Annotated in this window: 18 protein-coding genes; 10 read left to right on the top strand and 8 right to left on the bottom strand. The window is 39.0% G+C overall.

Annotated elements, in window-relative coordinates:
* Positions 1-8: 8 nt before the first annotated feature.
* Together carA and dapB are read right to left on the bottom strand one after the other, a co-directional pair.
* Positions 9-1,145 (bottom strand): glutamine-hydrolyzing carbamoyl-phosphate synthase small subunit, encoded by a 1,137-nt coding sequence (gene carA / locus I6E80_RS16510; RefSeq protein ID WP_197185996.1) that lies wholly within the window; start codon positions 1,143-1,145, stop codon positions 9-11.
* Between the two features lie 362 nt (positions 1,146-1,507).
* Positions 1,508-2,311 carry a 4-hydroxy-tetrahydrodipicolinate reductase gene (gene dapB / locus I6E80_RS16505; protein ID WP_076924152.1) on the bottom strand — a complete coding sequence of 268 codons (804 nt, stop codon included), beginning with the start codon at positions 2,309-2,311 and terminating at the stop codon, positions 1,508-1,510.
* Between the two features lie 372 nt (positions 2,312-2,683).
* On the opposite strand from dapB, the gene I6E80_RS16500 reads away from it, so the two are divergent.
* From I6E80_RS16500 to I6E80_RS16490, 3 genes are all read left to right on the top strand, one after another.
* Positions 2,684-3,997 carry a Na+/H+ antiporter NhaC family protein gene (locus I6E80_RS16500; protein ID WP_165725900.1) on the top strand — a complete coding sequence of 438 codons (1,314 nt, stop codon included), beginning with the start codon at positions 2,684-2,686 and terminating at the stop codon, positions 3,995-3,997.
* A 133-nt stretch (positions 3,998-4,130) separates the two neighbouring features.
* Positions 4,131-4,919 carry a nucleoside-binding protein gene (locus I6E80_RS16495; RefSeq protein ID WP_170070684.1) on the top strand — a complete coding sequence of 263 codons (789 nt, stop codon included), beginning with the start codon at positions 4,131-4,133 and terminating at the stop codon, positions 4,917-4,919.
* 151 nt (positions 4,920-5,070) lie between these two features.
* Positions 5,071-6,087, top strand: coding sequence for an alpha/beta fold hydrolase (locus I6E80_RS16490; RefSeq protein WP_197185995.1), 1,017 nt, complete (start codon positions 5,071-5,073; stop codon positions 6,085-6,087).
* An 88-nt stretch (positions 6,088-6,175) separates the two neighbouring features.
* Here I6E80_RS16490 and I6E80_RS16485 read toward each other — a convergent pair whose 3' ends face one another.
* On the bottom strand, positions 6,176-6,973 hold the full coding sequence (locus tag I6E80_RS16485; RefSeq protein ID WP_197185994.1) for a M48 family metallopeptidase: 798 nt from the start codon (positions 6,971-6,973) through the stop codon (positions 6,176-6,178).
* Positions 6,974-7,169: 196 nt separating this feature from the next.
* Between I6E80_RS16485 and I6E80_RS16480 the strand changes: the two genes are divergently transcribed.
* On the top strand, positions 7,170-8,372 hold the full coding sequence (locus tag I6E80_RS16480) for a Bcr/CflA family efflux MFS transporter (RefSeq protein WP_197185993.1): 1,203 nt from the start codon (positions 7,170-7,172) through the stop codon (positions 8,370-8,372).
* Between the two features lie 34 nt (positions 8,373-8,406).
* Here the strand turns inward: I6E80_RS16480 and grpE are convergent, their stop codons facing one another.
* Both grpE and I6E80_RS16470 read right to left on the bottom strand, forming a co-directional pair.
* Complete coding sequence (grpE, locus tag I6E80_RS16475) at positions 8,407-9,018, bottom strand: nucleotide exchange factor GrpE (RefSeq protein WP_007375833.1); 612 nt, start codon at positions 9,016-9,018, stop codon at positions 8,407-8,409.
* Positions 9,019-9,076: 58 nt separating this feature from the next.
* Entirely contained in the window at positions 9,077-10,042 is a 966-nt protein-coding gene (locus I6E80_RS16470) for an HrcA family transcriptional regulator (RefSeq protein WP_170070680.1), read from the bottom strand.
* A gap of 154 nt (positions 10,043-10,196) precedes the next feature.
* Here I6E80_RS16470 and nadK point away from each other — a divergent pair, with 154 nt between their 5' ends.
* The 3 genes from nadK (at position 10,197) to recN (ending at position 13,463) form a co-directional block, all read left to right on the top strand.
* Positions 10,197-11,081, top strand: a complete 885-nt coding sequence (nadK, locus tag I6E80_RS16465; protein ID WP_004335384.1) for an NAD(+) kinase — start codon at positions 10,197-10,199, stop codon at positions 11,079-11,081.
* A 75-nt stretch (positions 11,082-11,156) separates the two neighbouring features.
* A complete protein-coding gene (locus tag I6E80_RS16460) occupies positions 11,157-11,714 on the top strand; it encodes a hypothetical protein (protein WP_076924147.1) in 558 nt (185 codons plus the stop codon).
* Positions 11,715-11,789: 75 nt separating this feature from the next.
* Positions 11,790-13,463, top strand: coding sequence for a DNA repair protein RecN (gene recN, locus I6E80_RS16455; RefSeq protein WP_197185992.1), 1,674 nt, complete (start codon positions 11,790-11,792; stop codon positions 13,461-13,463).
* 367 nt (positions 13,464-13,830) lie between these two features.
* On the opposite strand, the gene I6E80_RS16450 is transcribed toward recN, so the two are convergent.
* The 3 genes from I6E80_RS16450 to gltB all read right to left on the bottom strand — a co-directional run bounded on the left by I6E80_RS16450 (position 13,831) and on the right by gltB (position 21,586).
* Positions 13,831-14,853, bottom strand: coding sequence for a GGDEF domain-containing protein (locus I6E80_RS16450; protein ID WP_331459341.1), 1,023 nt, complete (start codon positions 14,851-14,853; stop codon positions 13,831-13,833).
* Between the two features lie 850 nt (positions 14,854-15,703).
* Positions 15,704-17,119: an FAD-dependent oxidoreductase gene (locus I6E80_RS16445; protein ID WP_076924143.1), complete on the bottom strand. Its 1,416-nt coding sequence runs from the start codon at positions 17,117-17,119 to the stop codon at positions 15,704-15,706.
* Positions 17,120-17,128: 9 nt separating this feature from the next.
* Entirely contained in the window at positions 17,129-21,586 is a 4,458-nt protein-coding gene (gene gltB / locus I6E80_RS16440) for a glutamate synthase large subunit (protein WP_197185990.1), read from the bottom strand.
* A 697-nt stretch (positions 21,587-22,283) separates the two neighbouring features.
* Between gltB and I6E80_RS16435 the strand changes: the two genes are divergently transcribed.
* The 3 genes from I6E80_RS16435 to I6E80_RS16425 are packed head-to-tail and all read left to right on the top strand — an operon-like array spanning position 22,284 to position 25,607.
* Positions 22,284-23,537, top strand: a complete 1,254-nt coding sequence (locus tag I6E80_RS16435) for an efflux RND transporter periplasmic adaptor subunit (RefSeq protein WP_197185989.1) — start codon at positions 22,284-22,286, stop codon at positions 23,535-23,537.
* 42 nt (positions 23,538-23,579) lie between these two features.
* Entirely contained in the window at positions 23,580-24,290 is a 711-nt protein-coding gene (locus I6E80_RS16430) for an ABC transporter ATP-binding protein (protein WP_197185988.1), read from the top strand.
* A 3-nt stretch (positions 24,291-24,293) separates the two neighbouring features.
* Complete coding sequence (locus I6E80_RS16425; protein WP_197185987.1) at positions 24,294-25,607, top strand: ABC transporter permease; 1,314 nt, start codon at positions 24,294-24,296, stop codon at positions 25,605-25,607.
* Positions 25,608-25,613 lie beyond the last annotated feature (6 nt).

Genomic DNA, 25,613 nt, shown 5'->3' with positions numbered 1-25,613 from the left:
CAGTTAAATTAGTGTTTACGCGCTTGCATCAAATCGATGAAGTGGTCAAATAATGGGGCTGCATCGTGCGGACCAGGGCTTGCTTCAGGGTGACCCTGGAAGCTAAACGCAGGTTTATCTGTTCGATGAATACCTTGAAGCGTTCCATCAAATAACGATTTGTGCGTGGCACGAAGCGTACTTGGCAGGCTTGACTCTTGAGCTGCAAAACCATGGTTTTGAGCCGTGATCATAACTACATCGCGGTCTAAGTCTTTAACTGGGTGGTTAGCGCCGTGGTGGCCAAATTTCATTTTTTCTGTTTTAGCACCTGAGGCAAGGGCTAATAACTGATGACCTAAACAGATACCAAAAATAGGTGTGTCGGTTTCTAAAAAGGTTTTAATTGCATCAATAGCGTAAGTACATGGCTCAGGATCGCCAGGGCCATTAGATAGGAAGATACCATCAGGGTTTAAAGCCAGTACGTCAGCGGCAGAGGTTTGCGCTGGTACTACTGTAAGTTTACAGCCTCGGTCTACAAGCATACGTAAAATATTACGCTTTACACCGAAGTCGTAGGCAACAACATGAAACTTTTCATCAGCAGTATCAAGGGTTTTAAATCCTTCGCCTAATGTCCAGCTTGATTCGCGCCACTCAAAATTTTCCTTGGTTGAGACAACTTTTGCTAAATCCATACCTTTTAAACCTGGGAAGGCTTGCGCGGCTTGTAACGCTTTTTTCTCGTCTAACTCGTCGCCAGCAATAATACACCCGTTTTGTGCGCCTTTATCACGCAAAATTCGAGTTAATTTTCTGGTGTCGATGTCCGCAATACCTAAAATATTACGTTCTTTTAAGTAATCATCTAACGATTGCTCGTTACGGAAATTACTCGCTAGCAGTGGCAAATCACGGATCACTAGGCCTTTAGCCCAAATTTGATTCGCTTCTTCGTCTTCGCTGTTGGTACCCGTATTACCGATGTGTGGGTACGTCAAAGTTACGATTTGTTCCGCGTATGATGGATCAGTCAAAATTTCTTGATAACCAGTCATAGACGTATTGAATACTACTTCACCGACAGACATGCCGTCAGCGCCGATTGCAGTACCGCGAAACACTGTGCCGTCTTCTAGGACTAACAGAGCGGATTTAGTCAAGTTAAACCTCCTAACAGTAAAAAACGGGAGCAAGCAATTGCTTAACACCCCGCCAATACCCAGAGGGATCGTCAAAACCAGATTTTTGTGAGCTTAAATTGTTTTACGCAGTCTTAAATGATGCAGATGTAAACCACTAAACCTTCAATCATTTTTTCTTGCCTAAAACTATTTTTATTCCCACTGAAACCGTGGATTTACTAGCCACTTGGGTATAATTGGAAACACGCATTTAGTAATTTTTGGCAAATTGGCTGCATATTACATGAAGATACTATTTAGGTCTAACATTATTTGGTAAATTGTTACAAACAAGTCACTGTAGGTGAAATTAGACCCAAACAGCTAAAAAAGTAACTAAACTACTTCAGATCTAGCACATCTTGCATATCATAAAGTCCTGCAGGTTTATTTTTCAACCAGCTTGCAGCCCTTACAGCACCTAAAGCGAATGTCATTCTTGAACTTGCTTTGTGGGTTAATTCGAGTCTTTCGCCCATTGTGGCGAAGTATGCGGTGTGTTCACCTACTATATCGCCCCCTCTTAGTACCGAATAACCAATTTCGTTTTGCGATTTAGCGGTTTCTACTTGGCTTCGGTCGTATACAGCAACCTCGTCGTGATCCCAGCCTTTTGCCTCTGCGATTGACTCACCTATAGCGAGCGCAGTACCCGATGGTGCGTCTATTTTATGGCGATGATGCGCTTCAAATATTTCAATATCTAAATCGTCACCAAATTTAATCGCTGCGGTTTGCACAAGGTTCAGTAATACATTGACTCCTACACTGTAGTTCCGCGCAAATACAATAGGAATATGCTTAGCGGCATCGTGTAAAAGTGCCATATCGTCGCTTGTTAAACCCGTTGTACCAATAACCATAGGAATTTTTTGTGCTACAGCGGTTTTTAAATGGTTTTTCATACCAGCGGGAAGCGTAAAGTCGATTAAAACATCTACATTATCTATTGTGGTTTCTTCGCTAAAGCTAACACTATTATCGGCTGCGCTATTTACTTGATTTACATTAATACCTAATAACGATGAACTGCTACGAACGTATGCACCTGTAAGTTGTGTTTGCTCTTTAATTGTTGCAGCTTCCAGTAATGCTAAGCCCATTCTGCCGTTAGCACCAAAAACGCCTATTCGATTTGTAGTCATTGTTTTTACCTAATTTAAATTTGAATCCGTTTTTTACTAATCTGAGTATATATCCGGAGCATTGCAAATACGCGTTTGGGCATTTTTATGCAGTTGGACAAATATTAATCGCTGAAAATAGCGTTACTTTGTAGATATTATCTAAAAGTCATGCAATAGTCAGGTAACCCTTTAATTAAATAATAATAACAATACCAGTTTACTTTAGCCATCTATACATTTAAACTTCTCTTTCGCGTCGATTTGGTCTTTGGCTTGCGGGCGCTGCATTCTCCTAATTTTGTTAATGATTAACATAGTAGGTAGATTTGCTAAATTCAGCTAAAAGAGGAATTTTTGGCTGTTGTAAATTAACTGGTTTCGAGGATTATGATGCAGCCATCATTTAACAAAAACAAAGCAATACTTTCTTTACTACCCCTTTTAACTTTTGTAGCACTATTTTTGGGCTCTGGTTTATATTTACAATCTCAAGGGGTTGACTACGCTTTTTATCAACTTCCTGCTCCAGTGGCTATATTACCTGCCATAATGCTTGCGTTCATTTTAAATAAAGGCACAGTAAATGAGTGTGTAGAAACCTTTATTAAGGGTGCCGGGCACAACAATATTATTACAATGTGTTTAATCTACTTACTTGCAGGTGCGTTTTCTGCCGTTGCCAGTGCAACCGGTGGTGTGGATGCGGTAGTAAATGCAGGCTTATCTCTTATTCCACCTGCGTTGTTGCTTCCTGGCTTATTTTTAATTGCAGCGGTTGTATCTACAGCAATGGGTACGTCTATGGGAACGATTGGTGCTATTGGTCCTATTGCTTATGCTGTATCAATTAAAACAGGTATAGATCCAGCTTTAATGGCAGGTACGATTGTATCTGGTGCTATGTTTGGCGATAACTTATCAATTATTTCAGACACGACTATTGCAGCCACACGTACACAGGGCTGTGAAATGAAAGACAAGTTTAAAGAGAATCTTAAAATTGCAGTCCCTGCTGCAATACTAACTATTGGCTTATTGTTTTATTTAACACCTGCGGCGCAAGTTGTTGAAACCAAAGATTACGATATTTGGTTAGTACTTCCTTATGCCTTTATTTTAGTGTTAGCCGTTGCTGGCTTGAACGTATTTGTAGTGTTGTTTAGCGGTATTATTTTTGCTGCATTAATGGGCTTTACAGGAAGTTATGAAGGCGCAAGCTTTGTAAAAGATATTTACAAAGGCTTTACCGATATGCAGGAAATATTTTTACTATCTATGTTTATAGGTGGCTTATCTGAATTTATTCGGATTAACGGTGGCCTTGATTACATTGCTCAAAAAATTCAAGCCATAACTAAAATCATCGCAAAATGGCACCGTAAAGTGGCCGATCAATTAGGTATTGCAGCATTGGTTATGACAAGTAATATGTGTATTGCCAATAACACCGTATCTATTATTGTTGCTGGCCCTATTGCTAAAAAGCTGGCAGATGATGGTGAAATAAGCGGTAAACGCTCTGCAAGTTTACTTGATATATTTGCTTGTGTAACGCAAGGCTCACTTCCTTATGGCGCACAAGCGCTACTGTTAGGTGCTACGTTTAAAATTAGCCCGTGGGAAGTATCAACGTCTTCTTATTACTGTTTTATTTTAGCATTTACGGCGATTACTATTATTTGTTTACGCCGTAATAAAGCGTAATACATTGAGTTATTACATGTTGCAGCTTATTAAGTAGGCTGCAACATGTGTTAAATTAGCGATCAACAAATCAATCTCTTCTGCTATAATTGCCGCTTCCGCGTGTCACTAAAATTATAGTTATTAAACAGTTATGAAATTTAAAAAATTACTCCCTTTTATTACCCTTACTTCTCTAGCTTTATCATCGTCGGCTTTTGCTGCCAATTGGAGCAGTACAGCGCTACATATAAATAATGGCAGCCAAAAAAATCCATTCACTGAGCAAGAGTCAGACACCACTGTATACTCGGTTCAACATGCATCAGGTTACGATTACGGCGATAACTTCTTTTTTATCGATTACAGTAAAGACGATATAGATGATGGTTACCAAGATGCTGATTTTTATGGTGAGTGGTACTCAACGGTTAGCTTATCTGCCATCACTGGTAAGCAAATTGGCTCTGGCGCATTATTAGATGTTGGCCTAACGGGCGGTATTAACGTTGCTGGCGATGCAAAAGTAATGAAATATCTACCAGGTGTTAAATTAAGCTGGGATGTACCTGGGTTCAACTTTTTTCAAACGCTGTTCACAGCCTACATTGACGATAGTGAAGGTGTCGCAAAAGGCGGCGCACCTATTGAAACTAATAGCTGGATGCTTGATGTAGCTTTTGAATATCCTTTCACTATTGGCTCACAAAAGTTTAGCTTTAAAGGCCACGCTGAATACATCGCAGAGCGTGAAGATGAATTTGGTAACGACGTAGAAGCGTGGATACTCGCACAGCCTATTTTAGTGTGGGATATGGGTCATGCCCTTCAAATGAAAGAAAACACACTACTGCTGGGTATGGAGCTTCAATACTGGCACAACAAATTAGGTACTGAAGTGACCGAGTCGGTTCCACAAATACATGTAGAGTGGACATTTTAAACAGCCACACTGCGTTAAAATTACATATATTGGAGCTCTTTTAAGCGCTCCTTTTTTTATGCATAAAAAGTATTTAATTGAACAGCGTCTAATACTTAGCTATTGTCGTACTTCATTTAAGCCACACGCTTGCCTTACTAGGAGTATCAACATGTCATCAATCAAAGTTATTTGTTTTTCTGCATTGTTAGCTTTAACTAATAATGCTTTAGCAAGTAGTGAAGTAAATACAGAATCTCTATCTTACGATGCACTTTTAAGTAATTACGAATACGATTTTAAAGTAAATTATTTTGCACTTGAGTCGCAAAAACAATCATTAAAAATGGCCTATATTTACTTAAAGCCAACCAAATCCGACATGCCTACAGTTACGCTTATGCATGGCAAAAATTTTAATGCAGATTACTGGACTACCACTGCGCAATACCTGCAATCTTTAGGTTACGGCGTATTAATCCCTGATCAAATTGGTTTTGGCAAATCGTCTAAACCAACGGATTATCAATATTCATTTGCGGCACTTGCTCATCATACTCACGCGTTAATAGATTCACTTAATATAAAGGAGTCGATTGTATTAGGGCACTCAATGGGCGGGATGCTAGCGAGTCGTTTTGCTTTAATGTATCCAAACACTACTAAAAAGCTAATTTTAGTAAACCCTATTGGGCTTGAAAACTACTTGCTGTATGTTGATTACAAAGATACTAACTTTTTCTATAAAAATGAATTAGCAAAAACACCTGAAGGTGTAAGAAAGTATCAACAAAAAAATTACTACGATGGTAAGTGGAATACAACATATTCAGCCTTAACTGACTTTATAACAGGGCAAATACAAGGCCCAGATAAAGAAAAAATGGCGTGGGTAAATGCTAAAACATATGACATGATTTTCACTCAGCCTGTAGTAACCGAATTTAAAGATTTAACTGTGCCGGTTAAATTAATTATTGGTACACGAGACAGGACCGGTCCAGGTCGCAACTGGAAAAAAGACGATGTTGATTACGAGCTTGGTCGATACGATAAGTTAGGTAAGCATGCTGCATCACTTATCCCTAATGCTCAACTATTTGAACTGAATAATTTAGGTCATTTGCCGCAAATTGAAGATTTTGATCGTTTTAAAGGCGTATTTAACAAGGCACTTAATACTAAATAACCTGAATACTAGATAATAAGTTTTTATAGTAAAAAAACAAAAACCCTGTAAGTAAACTATTTACAGGGTTTTTATTATATAAGCTAAATTACAGCTTACATTGTGGGTTTTTACCCTGCGCTTTAGCTGTACTTTGTTCGCCAAGAGCTTTGCTCATTTGCGCTTGTAAGTTTTTAATACGGTTAGTTGGCGCTGGGTGAGTTGATAAAAACTCAGGTGTTGTACCACTGCCTGCAGCACTCATATTTTGCCAAAGGGTTACTGATTCTTGTGGATTAAAGCCTGCTTCCGCCATTAAATCTAAGCCAATTTCATCAGCTTCTGACTCATGCGAACGGCTAAATGGCAAAACAACACCATACTGTGCGCCTAAGCCTAGACCCTGCATAATTTCATTACGGTATTGAATATTACCCATTTCAAGTGCTGCACTACCTAGTTGCATACCTGTATCTAAAATAGAGCTTTGTGAAACTCGTTCATTAGAATGCTCAGCAATTACGTGCCCAACTTCGTGCCCTAGCACTGTTGCTAGTTGGTCTTGATTGGTGGCTATTTTTAATAAGCCCGTATGAACCCCAATATAGCCACCAGGTAGTGCAAAAGCGTTAGCAGATTCATCTTCAAATACCACTACTTCCCAATTTTGCGACGCGTATTCTTTTGGTAATACAGCCACTACTTTTTCAGCAATGCAATTTACATATGCATTTGTTTTTGCATCTTTATTAATTGGTTGGTTTTTTTTCATATCTGCAAAACTAGCAGTGCCCATTTCACTCATTTGTTGATCTGAGTAAAGCGCTATTTGTGTGCGTCCTGTTGGCGACGTTTTACAACCGGCTAAAACAGCTGTCGCTAATACTGCAAGTACTAGTTTTTTCATGGTAATTCTCTTAAGTAATAAATTTTTTATTGCTTGTAGAATAGCAAACACAGTACCAATTTAAAATATTTGCTTTATATACCTTTATATTAAAAGATGCGATGAGACGATAAACTTAGCAGGCAAACTAAGTTTATCCAAATACAATGCCCTGTTACACTATAACCCTTGTTTTTAGTGATTGTTGAGTTTACACATGGACACCTCAGCCTCGTCTTTTAATACCCGTATTTTATTGCCTTTATTAGCCAGTATCGTAGCGATTACTCCATTGGCGATTGATATGTATTTGCCCGCCATGCTGGTAATTGCAAACGATTTACACACTAATATGCCAAATGTACAAATATCGTTGAGTATTTACTTAGCTGGTTATTCATTAGGTATGTTATTTTTTGGCCCTATTGCCGATCAAATTGGCCGTCGTAAGCTCGCACGTATTGGCTTAACCCTATTTGGCGCAAGCTCACTTGCACTGGCATTTACCACCGAAATCCATGCATTTTGGACTCTTAGAGCAGTGCAAGCATTTACGGGAGCTGCAGCAACCGTAGTCGTACCGGGTATTATTCGCCATATTTATCAGCAAAATACAGCTAAGGGAATGTCGTATGTGTCGATGATCATGATGGTAGCACCGTTAGTAGCCCCCTCTGTTGGTTCGTTTATTTTAGGGTTCTCTGTTTGGTCGAGCATATTTTTAGTACTTGCTGGTTATAGCTTTTTAATATTAGCGTTTGTACAAGTGTATTTAATAGATATACCTATTCATACAAATGAAAAAAAGGGCCTTGCTCTGTTTTTTGATAGCTATAAAACAGTACTCAGTAATAAAGACGCACGTGCGGATATACTCAGTTCTATGTTTGTATCGTTTGGATTTTTTTGCTTTTTGACCTCAGTACCATTTATTTATTTAGATTTATATGAGGTTTCAGAACAATTATTTGGTGTGCTATTTGCGTTTAATGTAATGGCGCTTATGTTTGGTAACTTTTTAAATACGCGAATTGTACCAAGGCTGGGCTCTCGAAAAATGCTCTATATTGGGCTTGTATGTGGGTTTGTATCGGGGCTTTCGCTGTTAACATTTAGCTTATTGCACTTATCACTTTATTATATTGTGGCTGCTATTGCGCCATTAATGATGAGTTTAGGTGTCACTGCAAGTAATGCTGATTCACTAATATTAATGAAATTTGAAAGAAACACAGGTACGGCAACGGCCGTAATTGGCACACTTCGTTTTGGTAGTGGTGCATTAGTTGGCCCGCTACTTGCCATTATGCATGCAGAAAGCGCAGTGCCATTTTCAAGTTTAATGTTTAGCGCCGTGTTACTCACTATGCTCGTGCAGTTAATTCACTATAAAAAAGACAAAAAAAATGCCTCAATATGAGGCATTTTTATCAAAGCTAATAATCTTAAATTAATTAAGCATCAGCAGCTTTAGAAACCATAACCATCGCAGGGCGTAATAAACGACCATTCAATGTGTAACCTTTTTGCATAACAGCAAGCACTGTATTAGGTGTTACATCGTTACTTGGCTGAATTGACATTGCTTGATGAAAATCTGGATTAAACTGCTCACCTTGTGGGTTTACAATTTCAACACCAAATTTAGAAACAGCGTCATTAAAGCTCTTAACCGTCATATCGATACCTTCAAGTAACGGCTTTAAAGTCTCATTTTCTTTATCAGAAAATTCAATAGCACGTTCAAGGTTATCAATTACAGGTAGTAATTCGTTGGCAAATTTTTCTAGTGCAAATTTATGTGCTTTTTCTACATCTTGTGCTGCACGACGACGAATATTATCTACGTCTGCTGCGGCACGAACAACACCGTCTTTTTGATCAGCAATTGTTTGCTTTGCAGCTTCAAGCTCTGCATATAACATAGCAATTTCTGCTTCAGGGCTTTGCTCTTGTTCTGCATGCTGATCAGCGGCTTCTACTGCTGCTTCTACATCAGCCTGCATTTTAGAAATTTCTTCGTTTAATTCTACTTCTTGCTCAGGGTTTTGTGTCTGCTCAGACATAAAATACGTGCTCCAATTCTTTACAACTGCGGTAATTATGGGGATTGAATAAAAAGATTCAAGAGTTAGATGCCTCAATTAATTTAAATTCTTGAATTATTTCTTCAATCTGCGCTGATTTAGGGCAAATTATACAAAAGCGGCTTTGATATTCTTGATTTTGAAAGTATGGCACACTTATTACAATCAATTCGTTGCACTCAGTAAAAGGCAGCTTTTCGCTATTAAGTACTGATAACCCGTTTTTAAAAGCGAGCTTATCTTCTACGTAATTTAAAAATGAAACACCAATATTTAAGCTCTGCTCGCAATCAATTTGTTTGTAGAGGTAATTTTCACCAACAACAATACTGTTATCTGAGCCTAATTTCTGGCTCAATTGTCGCGTCCATTGATTAAGCGAATCATGGCAATTTCGAGGCGCTGTATTTGCCATAGCTTGCATACGGTACAAACCTTCCATTAAGGTTTGTTGGCTAAATACTGTATTTAACCATGTGGCAAATTGATAACGAACAGAGTCTGACGAATCATGAGGTTTATCAATACAAATATTGTGACTCTGCCCAGCCCTATCTATTAATAAAATAAGCCAGTCGGTAGAATCAAAATCAAGCACTTCTACTCTAAATACTTGCTGTGAACTGGCTTGAGGTAAACCAACACAACAACAGACTTGATATTTTTGGCTCAAACCATGGGCTAACTCAACGAGTTGTGATTGCTGTGGTTGCCAATAATTAGCAATATCGCCAAGCACAAAAAATTCGTCAAACCAATAATCAAATCCTTCATTTGTAGGCACTCGCCCAGCGGATGTATGAGGTGAATACAATAAGCCCACTTTTTCTAAGCGAGCCATAGCATTACGAACTGTAGCCGAACACACTGCCATGCCTTTGAGCTTGGCAATTTTTGTTGATGGAACAGGCAAGCCTTCACCATTACAGTACATGTTCATAACAGCTGAAAAAATTTGCTGATCTCGTGGGTTTAGTTTCATGGTATCTACATCTTGTTGCATGAAAGAGATATCGGGGCGTTTAGTTCTTTTTCAAGTCGTGCAGCTAACTCACTGCGAATAAAATTGAAGGTTTATAATATTGCTATAATCTGTATTTTCAAACACTTCTGTTTTGAGTTACTCTACTATTATTAAATCTCTTTGTGCGTACATTATGGACTCTCCTTTTAACACCATAGGCCTAATTGGCAAACCTAATCACCCAGGAGCAGCGGCTACTCTGCAGCGTTTACATACCTTTTTACTTGCGCTTGGCTTTGAGGTAATAGTAGAAAAACGCACAGGGAGTCAGTTAGACGATATTCCGCATGACAAACTTGTAAAGTTAGTCGACTTAGGTGAACAAGCCGATTTAGCCATTGTTGTAGGTGGTGACGGTAACATGCTTGGCGCAGCACGCGTGCTTGCGCGCTTTAACATTGCTGTAATTGGTGTAAATAGAGGTAACCTAGGCTTTTTAACTGATTTAAACCCTGAAGGGTTTGAAGCAAGCTTAGAGCAAGTACTCAGTGGTGAATACTTAGAAGAAAAACGCTTTTTATTAGAAGTAGAAGTATATCGACATAATGAATTAAAAAGCGCCAACTCAGCTGTTAACGAAGCGGTACTTCATGCCGATAAAGTGGCGCACATGATTGAATTTGAAGCTTTTATAAATAATGACTTTGTGTTTTCTCAGCGCTCCGATGGTTTAATAGTATCAACCCCGACAGGCTCTACAGCCTATTCGCTATCAGGTGGCGGGCCAATCTTAACGCCCGAGCTAAATGCAATCTCGTTAGTACCTATGTTTCCTCATACCTTATCTAGCAGACCTTTAGTGGTAGATGCCGATAACGAGGTTCGTTTAAAGCTAAGCCTAGAAAATACAGATAGCCTTCAGGTAAGTTGCGACAGCCATGTAGTTCTTGCCGTATTACCCGGTGATGAAGTAGTAATTAAAAAAGCCGATAAACAGTTGCGCTTAATTCATCCAAAAAATTACTCTTACTACAACGTTTTGCGTACAAAACTAAATTGGGGTAGTCGTTTATACTAATTTTATTGCTAAAAGCAGTACTATAGAGCAAAATGTCACTATAAAAATAATTAACCATTTCAGGAACGGATAATAATGACTTATGTTGTTTTTTTTGCTCTATTGTTATTGATTACATTACTAGCTACTTACCTTAAAGTAGAAAGTAATCGTAAAAAGGCAATTGAAGCTAGAAAAAAGCTATTTAATGAACGTGTTTCGCATGTAAATACTCGCCTTAAAACAAAGCTTAATGAACTACTTGATGCTAAAATAATTCGCCCAAAATACATTCCTCGCATTCAAGCTATTGTGAATAATTTTTTTGTAGTTCAACCACATACAGACGAGAACTTGCAACAGCTTGAAGATATCGCCGACTTGCTAATTAACACGTTGTCTAACGAGTTAATTAAAACTAATCAGACAAATATAATTCAACCATTGATTGATAATATACAGTACTTTGTATCTGAATTGCCTCAGCAAGGAATTTTATACAATAAGAGTTTTTATATAAATGTACTACCTCCCCTCATAGCTCTAATTATAACTGAAGACACTGTACAACTGACTGATATTGTTGATGATAAAATTGACACCTCCTCCCAGACTACCGACACACAGTTTACTCAAGATGTAAGTGTTGCGTAAATAATACAAAATTAATTTGCAAAAAACCAAAACACTGTATAAATTAACAGTTAATTGACTGGATGGATAAACAGTATGTTAATTGGTTTAGAAGTTAAAAATTTCGCAATCGTGAGTAATTTAAGCACCGAGTGGCGCAGCGGTATGACCGCGATCACAGGTGAGACAGGTGCAGGTAAATCTATTGCTATAGATGCCCTATCCCTGTGCTTAGGTGAACGCGCTGAAGCATCAGCAGTGCGCCCAAGTTCTGATAAAGCAGAAGTATGTGCACAATTTGACTTAACAGATCTACCGCTTGCTCAAGCATTTTTAGAGCAACATATGCTAAGCACTTCAGACAATGAGTGCTTGTTGCGTCGTGTTGTTTGCAAAAACGGCCGCAGTAAAAGCTATATTAATGGTAGTGCAGTTACCGCGTCACAATTAAAAGAACTAGGACAATATTTAATATCTATTCATGGACAACATGCCCACCAACATTTATTAAAAGCTGAGCATCAGTTACAGCTTTTAGATGCCTATGCAGGGCATCACCACTTAGTAAACTCGGTAAATAAAAACTATAAACAGTTTGCTAACTTACAAAAAGAATTTAAACACTTAGAGCAACAACAACAGCAGCAAGCTGCGCAAAAACAATTATTAGAATATCAAGTTGCTGAACTTGATGAATTTGCATTGCAAGAGAATGAGTTTGATTTAATTGAAGCTGAGCATTATAAGCTTAGTAATAGTCAAACGATATTAGAATCGTGCCAACGCGAATTACAACAGTTATACGAAAGTGATGAGCAAAATGCCTGTTCATTACTCCAGCATAGTGCTCAACAATTTACTGAGCTGGCTCAATATGACGAAAGTTTAGCAAGCGTAGCTGCTATGCTTAGTGAAGCCGCAGTACAAGTTGAAGAAGCAAGCCGTGAAGTGCGTAATTACACTGAGCAAGCAGATTTAGACCCTGCCCGCTTAGTTGAAGTAGAGAATAGACTAAGTGGTGCGATGGATTTAGCGCGTAAGCATCATATAAAACCTCAGCAGTTAGTTGAGTTTCATCAATCAATTGCTCAAGAGCTTGAGTCAATAAGTAACAATAGTAATCGCCTAGAGCAACTTGAGTCAGAAATAGAAAGCGCATTACTTAGTTATAAGCAAACTGCTGATGAATTAAGTAAAAGCCGCTGTGAGTATGCTAATACACTGAATATATTAATAAGTGAAAGCATGGCTAATTTATCTATGGAAAACGGTGTTTTTGAAATAGCCTTAACCCAAGAGAGTAATCGTACACCAAACAGCTTAGGCTTTGATAATGTTTCTTTTTTAGTATCAACTAATCCGGGGCAACCACTTCAACCATTAGCTAAAGTAGCATCAGGTGGTGAGCTTTCTCGTATAAGCCTTGCTATACAAGTTATTATTGCCCAAAAAGTAACAACTCCAACACTTATTTTTGATGAAGTTGATGTAGGTATTTCTGGCCCAACGGCATCTGCTGTAGGTAAGTTATTACGCCAGTTAGGAAAGTCGACCCAAGTAATCTGTGTTACTCATTTACCGCAAGTTGCCAGTAGTGCACATCAGCAATTTTTTGTAGCTAAAGAAATAGCACAAGGGGAGACATTTACTCATATGCTGCCTTTAAATAAAGATGGCCGCATTAATGAAATAGCCCGTTTACTAGGCGGTGACAATATAAGTAAAACAGCTAAAGCAAATGCTAAAGAACTAATAATGGCTCACGCCTAATATGTTAGTAAATAACGTCTTCAAGGATTAAATAATGCACAGTACTTTAGTTGATTTTTGTATAATTTTAAGTTGGTTGTTATTAGTACTAAGCACCTGTTTAATTATATTTAGTAAATATAAACATACTTGTTTTAAACAACGCTTATTTCGTTTTTTAAATAGCTTTTTAGTTTTTCACCTAGCGGTTGTGGCCTATTACCTTGCAAGCGAAAAGGAAAATGGATTAAGTGGTTTAGGTATTAGTTATTGGGCTTTAATCACGGTACAAGTTGCGTGCAATATATTTTGCTATATGAGCGTAAAACGCAGAAAAGCTAAAATAAGGCCATCTCTAGATTCGTTCTCGATGGATTGAAATAAACATTTAAAAAGAGCACGTTCTGTTTTTACCTTGCTCTTTTGCTTTATAAAGTAGTTCATCAGCATGCTTAATATCTAGGTCAATTGAGCGCTCAGCGTTTGCAGCTGTGATGCCAATGCTTAGCGTTATATTTACACTATCAGAGAATAGGCTTACAGCTGAAGATTCAAGGGCATTATGGATTTTTTCTGCAACGAGCTCCCCCTGCTCAACTGTTGCATCTGGAATCACAATTAAAAACTCCTCACCGCCCCAACGGGAAGCAATCGCATTTTGCGGAATACTTTTCTCAAATGTTTTGGCTAAATGGATAAGAGCTTCATCGCCAAAATCATGGCCAAATTGATCATTAATTTTTTTAAAATTATCTACATCAGCTAATAATATTACAAACGGAATATTATTGTTTTTAAGCTCATTTTTAAAAACTATAAGCTTATTCATAGTGAAACGGCGGTTTGGCAGATTAGTGAGTGGATCTATAGTTGCTAAAAATTCATTTTTTTGGCTTAAAGCAATTAATTTACTGCTGTATTTCTCTCTTGAGAATTCGTAATAACCACTCAGCGATGCAACAATTATAAAAGCGAGTATGATTCTGACTGGAAACTGCTCAGGATTGTAGTCATATATATTAAATGTATCAGCGCAATAGAAACCGAGAACAATCGCCGATAAAAATAAAACAATATCATAAGTACCTCGCTTAAGCCCACGTATTGAATAAGTAACAGGAGATACTATAAATATCCATATTGGTCCTGTTCCTTGTGCTCCACCAGTGAGGACTAGGTAAAACATCAGTGCATAAAGGTTGTATAAAATTATGGTTGCAGATTTCTCTACACCTCTACCTATATTGAATGCCAATAAATAAACAAACGAAGAAGCTACTAAAGTAAATGTTAATAAATAGCTATTATTGATAAACGCTAAGCTAGCCATAGAAAAGGTTGCTATAAAGCCTATCGAAGAAAAGAATCGGACAATGAGCTTCCTTTCTGAATTGTTTGAATATTCGTACATAATTTATATTTATTTTATCATTATAGTAAGAGCCAACCTTATTATATAAAGTAAGCAAACCGTAAACAGCCTTTAATAATGAACTGACTTTATGTTTAAATCAACTATTAAGGTTAGTAATTAGCACTGACAATTGTGCCTATATATTTAGCCTTTTGCACTTATCCCAGATAAATACATTTTTATGAAATCAAATTACTTAGTCCTAATACCATTTTCTAAAATCATTTAAGTTCGCCCTTTTATTTCTGTAATAATTGAACTGACTGGGTGTAGAGCAATAACATAAACCTGCTCAGCTAAAGGTGGTAATAACGATTCTATGAATTGTGTGTGGACCTAGTACACAACACATTAATTAATTTCAGAAGTTGAGCTTAATGCTAGCTGCGTTAACGCTTGTGAGATACGACTGCATGAATGCAGAGTACTGTAAGAGGGTTTAACGAGAACAGCTAAATAGCGAAACTTTAGCCTTATTATCGACACGATTCTGTTATCTCAAGATAGACCACTTAATTAACCGAACTAGTATTAGAATATAAACGACAAAGAATAAAGGAGTGTCGGAAACGTTTGTATGTATGAAACTAGCCCATAAAGCTGGTTAGTAGATGCCAAAGCAAACGCATTAGGCTTAGAAAGAACAACCAACAATGACAAAGCAACTTTTTCTGGTAGTTACTGTATGAAGTTAGTAACTGGAGATATGGCTAAAGAAAATCATACAAAAGGTGGTGTGAATGTAGCCCCGTTTGCCACAAATTACGTTGATATTACATTCGAATAGAACAAATAAAAAAGCAAGCCTCTTGGCTTGCTTTAAATATCATTTAATCAATACGAGCAATTAAACTTTTAAGTAATCCATAATACCTTCTGCAGCGTTACGTCCTTCAAAAATAGCAGTTACCACTAAATCTGAACCACGTACAATGTCGCCACCAGCAAATATTTTAGGGTTAGTAGTTTGATGTGTAAACTCACCTTGTTCTGGTGCATTGATGCCACCCCAGTGGTTTATTTCTACATCGTATTTTTCTAACCAATCCATTTTGTGAGGTTGGAAACCAAACGCCATAATAACTTGGTCTGCTTCAATAACATGCTCTGAACCAGGTACTTCTTCAGCGCGGCTTCTGCCTTTTGCGTCAGGTTCGCCTAATTTAGTTTTAACCATTTTAACGCCGGTCACTTTACCTTTATCGTCCAATACAATGCCTTTAGGCTGAACGTTATACGTAAATATAACGCCTTCTTCTTTCGCGTTTTTAACTTCACGTTTAGAGCCTGGCATATTTTCTTTATCACGACGATAAGCACAGGTTACTTTTGCCGCATTTTGTCGAATAGACGTACGTACACAGTCCATCGCTGTATCACCACCGCCAAGTACAACTACTTTTTGATTAGCCATATCAATACACGGTTGTTTTGTCTCGTCGTAGCCCATTACACGGTTCGTATTACCAATCAAAAACGGCAATGCATCGTGAACACCTGGTGCATCTTCGTTTTCAAGGCCCGCACGCATACTCTGATACGTACCAACCCCTAAAAATACAGCGTCGTAATCAGCTAAAATTTGATCAAGTGTAATATCAACACCTACTTCAACATTTAACTTAAATTCTACGCCCATTTCAGTGAAAATTTCACGGCGCTTTTGCATTACTGATTTTTCAAGTTTAAAAGAAGGAATACCAAATGTGAGTAGTCCGCCAATTTCTGGGTGACGATCGAACACCACTGGTTTAACACCATTTCGTACTAAAATATCAGCACAGCCTAAACCTGCAGGGCCCGCACCAATAATAGCTACTTTTTTGTCGGTCCATGTTACATAAGACATATCAGGCTTCCAGCCCATTTTAAATGCCTCATCAGTAATATACTTTTCAATATTACCAATTGTAACTGCACCAAACTCTTCGTCGAGCGTACACGAGCCTTCACACAAGCGGTCTTGTGGGCAAACACGCCCACAAACCTCTGGTAAGCTATTTGTACGATGAGAAAGCTCAGCCGCCTCGATAATACGGCCTGTGCGTATTAACTTTAACCATTGTGGAATGTAGTTATGTACTGGACATTTCCACTCACAGTATGGGTTACCACAATCTAAACAACGGTCAGCTTGTGAGTTAACCTGATTCTCTGAAAAGGGTTCGTAAATTTCTACGAAAGATTTTTTACGTGACGAGATTGGTTTCTTGCGTGGGTCTACACGCTGCACGTCTATAAATTGATATACATTTTCGCTCATACTGCCCCCTTATTGCGCCTGAACACGTAGTTCGGCACTACTGCGAGCGCGATGCCCGAGTAAACTTTTTACGTCGCTTGATATCGGTTTAACTAATTTAAACATAGGTAAGTACAATTCAAAGTTAGCTAAAATACTTTCTGCACGGCATGAGCCTGTAAGCTCTAAATGCTCGGCAATTAAGCCGCGTAAATGCTCTTGATGCGATGTTAATTCATCCAGTGTTACTATTTCTACAAGCTCTGGATTAATGCGTTTTTCAAAATCATTTCGTTCATCTAAAATATAAGCAAAACCACCTGTCATACCCGCACCAAAGTTAACACCTACATTGCCCAGTACACATACAACGCCGCCCGTCATGTATTCACAACCGTTGTCACCTACGCCTTCTACAACCGCTTGCACACCTGAGTTACGCACTGCAAAACGCTCGCCAGCACAACCTGCAGCAAATAGTTTGCCACCCGTTGCGCCGTATAAACATGTATTGCCTGCAATTGTTGCTTTATGACTTTCAAAAGACGAACCAAGTGGTGGACGAATTACTAGCTTACCACCCGCCATGCCTTTACCTACGTAATCATTAGCATCACCAACCAGTGTCATTTCAAGACCGCCAGCATTCCACACACCAAATGATTGACCCGCAGTACCATGTAGTTCAATTGCTACAGGGTCTGCCGCCATACCTTGATTACCATATTTATCAGCAATATAGCCAGAAAGCATTGCACCAACCGATCTGTCCGTATTACAAATACGACTTACTAGTGAAATACCGCTTGATGCATCAATTGCTTCTTGTGCCTTAGCAAGTAAGCTCTCATTGAGCTTTCCTAAATAATGCGAGCTATTAGGTACACTGCAATAAAGAGTCTCACCTGTTGGGTTATTTGGCTGAGCAATTACAGAAGATAAATCAATTTTCTTTTGCTTCGCTGTTTTACCTTCAATTTCTTCTAGTAAATCCAGGCGACCAATTAAGTCAGTTAAATTTGCAACACCTAAGCTTGCCATAATTTCACGCGCTTCTTGAGCTATGAACTTAAAGTAGTTCATCGCCATTTCTGGTAAGCCGTGGTAATGCTTTTGACGAAGTGTTTCGTCTTGTGTTGCAACACCGGTCGCACAGTTATTTAAGTGACAAATTCGTAAGTATTTACAACCAAGCGCAACCATTGGGCCGGTACCAAAACCAAAGCTCTCGGCACCTAAAATCGCTGCTTTAATAATATCTAAACCTGTTTTTAAGCCACCATCTGTTTGTAAGCGAATACGATGACGAAGGCCATTTTCAACAAGTGCCTGCTGCGTTTCAGCAAGACCAAGCTCCCAAGGGCTACCCGCATATTTAACAGAAGTAAGCGGACTTGCGCCTGTACCGCCGTCATAACCAGAAATAGTAATTAAATCGGCATATGCTTTAGCAACACCTGTTGCAATAGTTCCTACACCTGGTTCTGAGACCAGTTTTACAGAAATAAGTGCTTTAGGGTTAACTTGTTTTAAATCGAAAATCAGCTGTGCTAAATCTTCAATTGAATAAATATCGTGATGTGGTGGTGGCGAAATTAACGTAACACCCGGTACCGAATAACGAAGTTTTGCAATATACGGGGTTACTTTTTCACCCGGCAATTGTCCACCTTCGCCTGGTTTTGCACCTTGTGCTACTTTAATTTGAATAACGTCAGCACTGCGTAAGTAATGAGGCGTTACACCAAATCGACCTGAAGCAACTTGCTTAATACGCGAGTTTTTCTCTGTACCGTAACGCAGTTTATCTTCGCCGCCTTCACCAGAGTTTGAACAACCACCTAAGCGATTCATTGCAATTGCTAGCGCCTCATGCGCTTCTGGAGATAGTGCACCAATACTCATTGCTGCTGAGTCAAAACGCTTGTATAGGTTTTCTGCAGACTCTACTTCATCGATGCTTATACCTTGCTCAGGTAATTTAAGCGCTAACATATCGCGCAAAGTCGCTATTGGGCGATTATTAACTAAATCAGCGTACGCACTGTAGTCTTTATAATCACCTGAACGCACCGCTTTTTGAAGCGTTTGAATAACATCTGGGTTATAAGCATGATACTCACCACCGTGAACGTACTTAAATAAACCGCCGTGGCTTAATAATTTACGCTTACTTAAAGCAAGTTTGTGCAAACTTTGCTGATCGTCATCAAAGTCAGTAAAGCATGCACCTTGTATACGACTTGCCACACCTTTAAAGCACATGTCAACAATAGCATCAGATAGACCAACCGCTTCAAACAACATTGAACAACGGTATGACGCAACCGTACTTATGCCCATTTTAGACATAATTTTGTACAAGCCTTTATTAATGGCTTTACGGTAAGCAAGAGTTACCTCGCAGTACGATTTATTAATAATTTTGCTGTCGCTCATCGCAACAAGCGACTCATACGCTAGGTATGGGTAAATTGCTGTAGCACCAAAACCTAATAACACAGCAAACTGGTGCGCATCACGTACGCTACCGGTTTCAATGATAATGTTTGATTCACAACGAAGGTTGTTATCAACTAAACGTTTTTGTACCGCACCTACAGCCATAGCTGCTGGGATTGGTAAATTTACTTCATCAAAGTTACGGTCAGTTAAAATAAGCATAATACAACCAGCGGCTGCTTTTTCTTGTGCTTGGTCACAAATACGCGTAACCGCGCTTTCTAAACCTTCTTCAACTGTGTAGGTAATGTCAATTTTACAGTAGCTGTAGTGCGCTTCATCAGCATTTAATAGCTGCTGCATATCTGCGTACATTAAAATTGGTGTATCGAACTGTAGGCGCTTAGCATGGCCTGTAGTTTCGTTAAATACGTTTTGCTCACTACCAATACAGGTTGCAAGCGACATTACATGGTTTTCACGCAGTGGATCGATAGGTGGATTTGTTACCTGCGCAAATTTTTGGCGGAAGTAATCATAAAGCGAACGGTGTCCTTCACTAAGCACAGCAAATGGCGTGTCGTCACCCATAGAGCCTGTCGCTTCTTGACCATTTTCACCCATTACACGGATAACGCTATCAAGCTCTTCGTTGGTATAACCAAACATTTTTTGATATTTAGCTAACGTTTCGTCATCAAATGAGCGATTACCGGCGTCTTGCTCAGTCAGTTCTTCAAATGGAACTAAACGCTTAACGTTTTCTTCAAGCCATGATTTATAAGGGTGGCGAGATTTTAAGTCTTGATCGATTTCATCAGAGTGCCAGATTTTGCCAAGTTTAGTATCAATGACTAATAATTCACCTGGACCAACACGGCCTTTTTCAACCACTTCATCGGCAGTGTAATCCCAAATACCTACTTCTGATGCAAGCGTAATAAAACCATCTTGTGTAATTACATAACGCGCAGGACGAAGCCCATTACGGTCAAGGTTACAAGCCGCAAAACGACCATCCGACATAACAATACCGGCGGGGCCATCCCATGGTTCCATATGCATAGAGTTAAAGTCGTAAAATGCACGTAAATCGTCGTCCATTGCACGGTTTTTCTGCCATGCAGGTGGAACGAGCATACGCATAGCGCGGAATAAATCCATACCGCCAGCTAAAAATAGCTCAAGCATATTATCTAGGCTTGATGAATCAGAACCGGTTTCGTTTACAAACGGCGCTGCGCTTTGTAAATCAGGAATAAGCGGTGACGCAAACTTATATGAACGTGCGCGTGCCCACTGGCGGTTACCTTCAATAGTATTAATTTCACCATTGTGTGCTAAATAGCGGAAAGGTTGAGCTAAAGGCCAACGCGGCTGAGTATTAGTAGAAAAGCGCTGATGAAAAACACAAATCGCACTCGTCATACGAATATCAGCTAAATCTAGGTAAAAATTTGGTAAATCTGCAGGCATCATTAAGCCTTTATAGATAGTTACCAAACCAGATAGACTTGCGATATAGAAAGCTTCGTCATCAACAATGCGCTTTTCCGCGCGGCGGCGTGCTACGTACAAGCGACGCTCTAAATCTTTAGAGCGCCAACCTTCTGGCGCGCTAACAAAAATTTGTTCAAAACCCGGTAATTGCTGTACAGCAATAGGACCCAACATAGATGGGTCGGTTGGCACAACACGCCAACCTAAAATATTTAGCGTTTCTTTTTCTAATTCTTCACTAAGTATTTTTTTTGCAGCTTGCGCTAAAACGGGATCTGAATTTAAAAATATCATACCCACTGCATAGTTTTTGCCTAAGTGCCAGTTGTGTTCACTAGCAATAGCACGGAAAAAGCTATCTGGCTTTTGTAATAATAAACCACAGCCATCACCTGTTTTACCATCAGCAGATATACCGCCACGGTGCTGCATGCGATCAAGCCCCGTAATAGCTGTACGAATAAGCCTATGGCTAGCTTGACCATTAACTTGAGCTATTAAGCCAAAGCCACAATTTTCTTTTTCTAACTTTGAGTCGTATAACATAGACCCCTCCCCTTGCTGCACTGTTAGCGTGGATGAACTACTCGACGATTTGCTAACAGACGGACAAAACTAGCCTCTATCTTAAATAGAGTCAATAGCACTTTGAATACATATTCACATTCTTGAATATTTCTCACTTCATAGCAAGATTTCTTTTTACCATTACTTTTAACATTTAGCGTTATTTTAACCACTATTTTTTCATGACACTGGTGTCAACTTTAACATATTGTAAAAAACACAAGGCTTCGTCGTGACAGCTTACGTAAACGTAAAGGCAACAAAAGTGAATAAGTATTCAGCAATGGAAGGGCTATTCAGTTAACATTTAGATAGTTTTGTGCTATTTCATTACTTTAATGACTTAACATCCCCGATTATTGCTGCTCATTAGTATAGTTATGAAAGTTCATGTCATTTTTTGTACGTTTATAGTGAATTTTTATTTAAACCAGTGTCCGATGCGGACACACAAACTGTCCGCGGACATGAATTTAAAGAACAAAAAAATAAAATCACTTAAATATCAATACCATAATTGTTGGCATATTAATCGTATAGCTTTATATATAATCGCTAATTGGAATTACTATGTTTACTCTAAGCTTATTTTTACTCTCTCCTATTGCCGCAATTTGCACAGCAGCTTTATTACTGCTGTGCGAAAAATACATAAAAGCAATGTAGGGAGAATTAAATGATTAAAGATACCAGCGCACAAGATGTACAGGTAAAGGCACCTATCAGCTATAAAAAATACGCAATAATCACTGCGATTGTTTTCATTGTGCTCTCTACAATTGCTTATATTTTTTTAACTAGCCATAGCGCTAAAAGCTCTATTAGCCGCTCAAAAGTGCAAATTGCAAAAGTACATGTTAAAGCGCTTATTCGGGACATTGCCGCCAGTGGTAAAATTGTTGCTGCCAATGCCCCTCAAATCTATAGCCCAGAACGTGGATTTATAGATTTAAAAGTAAAGGCCGGTGATACAGTAAAACAAGGCGACACACTTGCCCTGCTGCAAAGTCCTGAGTTGACTAATGAATTAAAGCAACAGGAGTCTGTACTTAAAAGGCTTGAAGGCGAGCAGCAAAGGCAACATTTGCAAGCAAGACGCCAAACACTCACCTTAAATAAAACACTCGATATGGCACAAGTTGAGCTTAACGCCGCTGAGCGCGAAAATCGTCGTGCGCAGTTATCAATTCAAAAGCACTTAATCAGCCAAATTGATCTTGAAAAAGCAGTTGATGATTTATCACGTGCAAGGCTCACATATAAGCATGCACAACAAGAGGTATTACTTGCCAAAGACACGCTCGCCTTTGAACTACAAGCAGCTAAAAGTGATGTAATCCGCCAACAACTTATTGTTGATGACTTAATCCGAAAAGTAAGAAACCTATCTATTAAGGCTACCGTTACAGGGATTGTGGGTAACCTATTAGTGCAACAAAAAGCCGCAGTGACGCAAAGCCAACCTCTTATGACTCTCGTCGACTTAAGTAATTTTGAAGCCGAACTCCAAGTTCCTGAAAGTTACGCAAACGAATTAGGGCTCGGTATGGAAGTAGAGCTTAAGTTAGGCAATGAAACAGTGATGGGGAATTTATCCGCCATATCACCAGAAGTAAATAATCGTGAAGTAACAGCACGCGTCCGGTTTAAAGGTGTTACTAACAATATTCGTCAGAACCAACGCTTAACTGCACGTATTTTACTCGACAACCGAGAAGGTGTAATGCAAGTAAAGCGTGGTGCATTTATGCAGCAAGGCGGAATTGTAGCTTATAAAGTCGATGGCAATATCGCAAAGCGCATACCTATTACAATAGGTGCCACCAGCATTAATGCGGTTGAGCTTTTGAGCGGACTAAAAGAAAACGATGAAATTATTATTTCAAGCTACAGCGACTTTAAGCAAGCCAACACGATTTTATTAAATTAAACAGACGTTCTCAACCAACGCTAAAAATAATTAGGAACAACCATGTTACAAATGAACAATGTAAGTAAAGTATACCAAACAGAAATGGTACAAACCCATGCGCTTCGAGACTTTAACCTGCACGTTAACGAAGGCGAATTTATTGCTGTTACTGGTCCTAGCGGCTCAGGAAAAACAACCTTTTTAAATATTGCAGGTATGCTCGAGCCTTTTAACGAAGGTGAATACCTGTTGGATGGTGTTAATGTTGGCAGCCTAAACGATAACCAACGTGCTGATTTACGTAATCAAAAAATTGGCTTTATATTCCAAGGCTTTAATTTGATCCCCGATTTAAATTTATATGAAAACATAGAAGTTCCTCTTCGCTACAGAGGGATTAAAGCAAATGAGCGAAAACGTCGAATTGAGCAATGCCTTGAACAAGTTGGTTTAGCATCTCGCGCTAAACACTTACCTCAACAACTCTCTGGTGGCCAGCAACAACGTGTGGCAATAGCCCGTGCGCTTGCTGGTGAACCTCGTTTTTTACTTGCCGATGAGCCAACAGGTAACCTTGACAGCTTAATGGCTCGCCAAGTTATGGAGTTACTTGAACAAATCAATCGCGACGGTGCCACTATTGTAATGGTAACGCATGATAGCGAATTAGCCCGTCGTGCTCCGCGTAATATTCAAGTTGTTGATGGACAACTTGCCGACTTTACGCTTTATCAGGGCGCGCAAACTATAAAAACAGCATCGGGGGTTTAGCTAATGTTTATTCATTATTTAGATTTAAGTTGGCGCAGCTTCAAGCGCACCCCACTGGTTAGCTTTTTAATGGTACTTGCCATTGCGTTAGGTATAGGCATAACAATGACCAGCCTTAGTGTTTATCACATGATGTCGGCCGATCCTATCCCAGAAAAAAGCAGCCAACTTTACAGTGTGCAATTACAAACAATGGACGATGGTAGTACGTGGAGGACAGAAGATAACATGCCACTGCAACTGACCTATCAAGATGCAGAGAACTTATTAAACACACCCACGTCAGAGAAAAAAGTGGCTATGATGCGTACCGGCTTTTCAGTTTATCTAGACTCCGACAAAATAAAACCTTTTATAGGTAATGCTCGCATGACAACGCCTGACTTTTTTAGCATGTTTAATTTGTCATTTTTATACGGAGGGGCTTGGAGCAAAGAGCAAGAAAACTCAGCCGCACCTGTGGTTGTTATTACCCAAGAGATAAACGATAAACTATTTGCAGGACAAAACTCCGTCGGAAAACTGATTTACTTAGATGATGCAAGCTATCAAGTAGTTGGTGTTATTAACCATTGGCCTCTCAATATTAAATATTATGATTTAAATAACGGTGCATTTAATCAAGTAGAAGAGTTATTTATGCCCTTTAGCTTAATAAAGGCAAAAGAGCTAGTAAGTTGGGGCAATAGCAATGGATGGAAACACGAAAACACACCAACCTTTGCAGATAAACTGCAATCTGAGCAAGTATGGATCCAGTTTTGGGCAGAGCTCAATACGCTTGAGCAAAAACAAGCCTATCAAAATTACTTATTAGCCTATATGCAAGAACAACAAAAACGTGGTCGATTTAATCGTAAAGAACTTGAGTATAAACTTCGCGATGTAAACCAATGGATGCAATACAACAACGTCGTCACCGAAGACAATAAAATTTTAGTGGGCCTGAGCTTTATGTTCTTAGGTGTCTGCTTAGCCAATATTTTAGGTTTACTTTTAGCTAAATTTTTACGCAGAGCGCCGGAAGTAGGTGTAAGACGCGCATTAGGTGCTAGTAAAAGGCAAATATTTTTACAGCACTTAGTTGAGGTCGCCATGCTTGGCTTTATAGGTGGCATGCTAGGAATTGTACTAGCACAACTTGGCTTAATGGGCGTAGGGCAAAGCTACGACTACTATGAAAACTTAGCGACAATGGATTTAACCATGCTATTGAGCGCCCCATTGATTGCAATTACAACCTGCATTTTGGCTGGTTTGTACCCAGCTTGGCTAGTGTGTAAAACCAACCCTGCCATTTACCTTAAGAGCCAATAAGGAATT

Origin of the sequence: Pseudoalteromonas sp. NSLLW218, from assembly GCF_015864775.1 — a bacterium.
GTDB lineage: Bacteria > Pseudomonadota > Gammaproteobacteria > Enterobacterales > Alteromonadaceae > Pseudoalteromonas.
This window is presented reverse-complemented; position numbering and strand designations above follow the sequence as displayed.

Bases quoted from the DNA above. Each gene is read 5' to 3' on its own strand.
- dapB (WP_076924152.1), bottom strand. From the start codon at position 2,311: ATGACTACAAATCGAATAGGCGTTTTTGGTGCTAACGGCAGAATGGGC.
- I6E80_RS16500 (WP_165725900.1), top strand. From the start codon at position 2,684: ATGCAGCCATCATTTAACAAAAACAAAGCAATACTTTCTTTACTACCC.
- I6E80_RS16495 (WP_170070684.1), top strand. From the start codon at position 4,131: ATGAAATTTAAAAAATTACTCCCTTTTATTACCCTTACTTCTCTAGCT.
- I6E80_RS16490 (WP_197185995.1), top strand. From the start codon at position 5,071: ATGTCATCAATCAAAGTTATTTGTTTTTCTGCATTGTTAGCTTTAACT.
- I6E80_RS16485 (WP_197185994.1), bottom strand. From the start codon at position 6,973: ATGAAAAAACTAGTACTTGCAGTATTAGCGACAGCTGTTTTAGCCGGT.
- I6E80_RS16480 (WP_197185993.1), top strand. From the start codon at position 7,170: ATGGACACCTCAGCCTCGTCTTTTAATACCCGTATTTTATTGCCTTTA.
- grpE (WP_007375833.1), bottom strand. From the start codon at position 9,018: ATGTCTGAGCAGACACAAAACCCTGAGCAAGAAGTAGAATTAAACGAA.
- I6E80_RS16470 (WP_170070680.1), bottom strand. From the start codon at position 10,042: ATGCAACAAGATGTAGATACCATGAAACTAAACCCACGAGATCAGCAA.
- nadK (WP_004335384.1), top strand. From the start codon at position 10,197: ATGGACTCTCCTTTTAACACCATAGGCCTAATTGGCAAACCTAATCAC.
- I6E80_RS16460 (WP_076924147.1), top strand. From the start codon at position 11,157: ATGACTTATGTTGTTTTTTTTGCTCTATTGTTATTGATTACATTACTA.
- recN (WP_197185992.1), top strand. From the start codon at position 11,790: ATGTTAATTGGTTTAGAAGTTAAAAATTTCGCAATCGTGAGTAATTTA.
- I6E80_RS16450 (WP_331459341.1), bottom strand. From the start codon at position 14,853: ATGTACGAATATTCAAACAATTCAGAAAGGAAGCTCATTGTCCGATTC.
- I6E80_RS16445 (WP_076924143.1), bottom strand. From the start codon at position 17,119: ATGAGCGAAAATGTATATCAATTTATAGACGTGCAGCGTGTAGACCCA.
- gltB (WP_197185990.1), bottom strand. From the start codon at position 21,586: ATGTTATACGACTCAAAGTTAGAAAAAGAAAATTGTGGCTTTGGCTTA.
- I6E80_RS16435 (WP_197185989.1), top strand. From the start codon at position 22,284: ATGATTAAAGATACCAGCGCACAAGATGTACAGGTAAAGGCACCTATC.
- I6E80_RS16430 (WP_197185988.1), top strand. From the start codon at position 23,580: ATGTTACAAATGAACAATGTAAGTAAAGTATACCAAACAGAAATGGTA.
- I6E80_RS16425 (WP_197185987.1), top strand. From the start codon at position 24,294: ATGTTTATTCATTATTTAGATTTAAGTTGGCGCAGCTTCAAGCGCACC.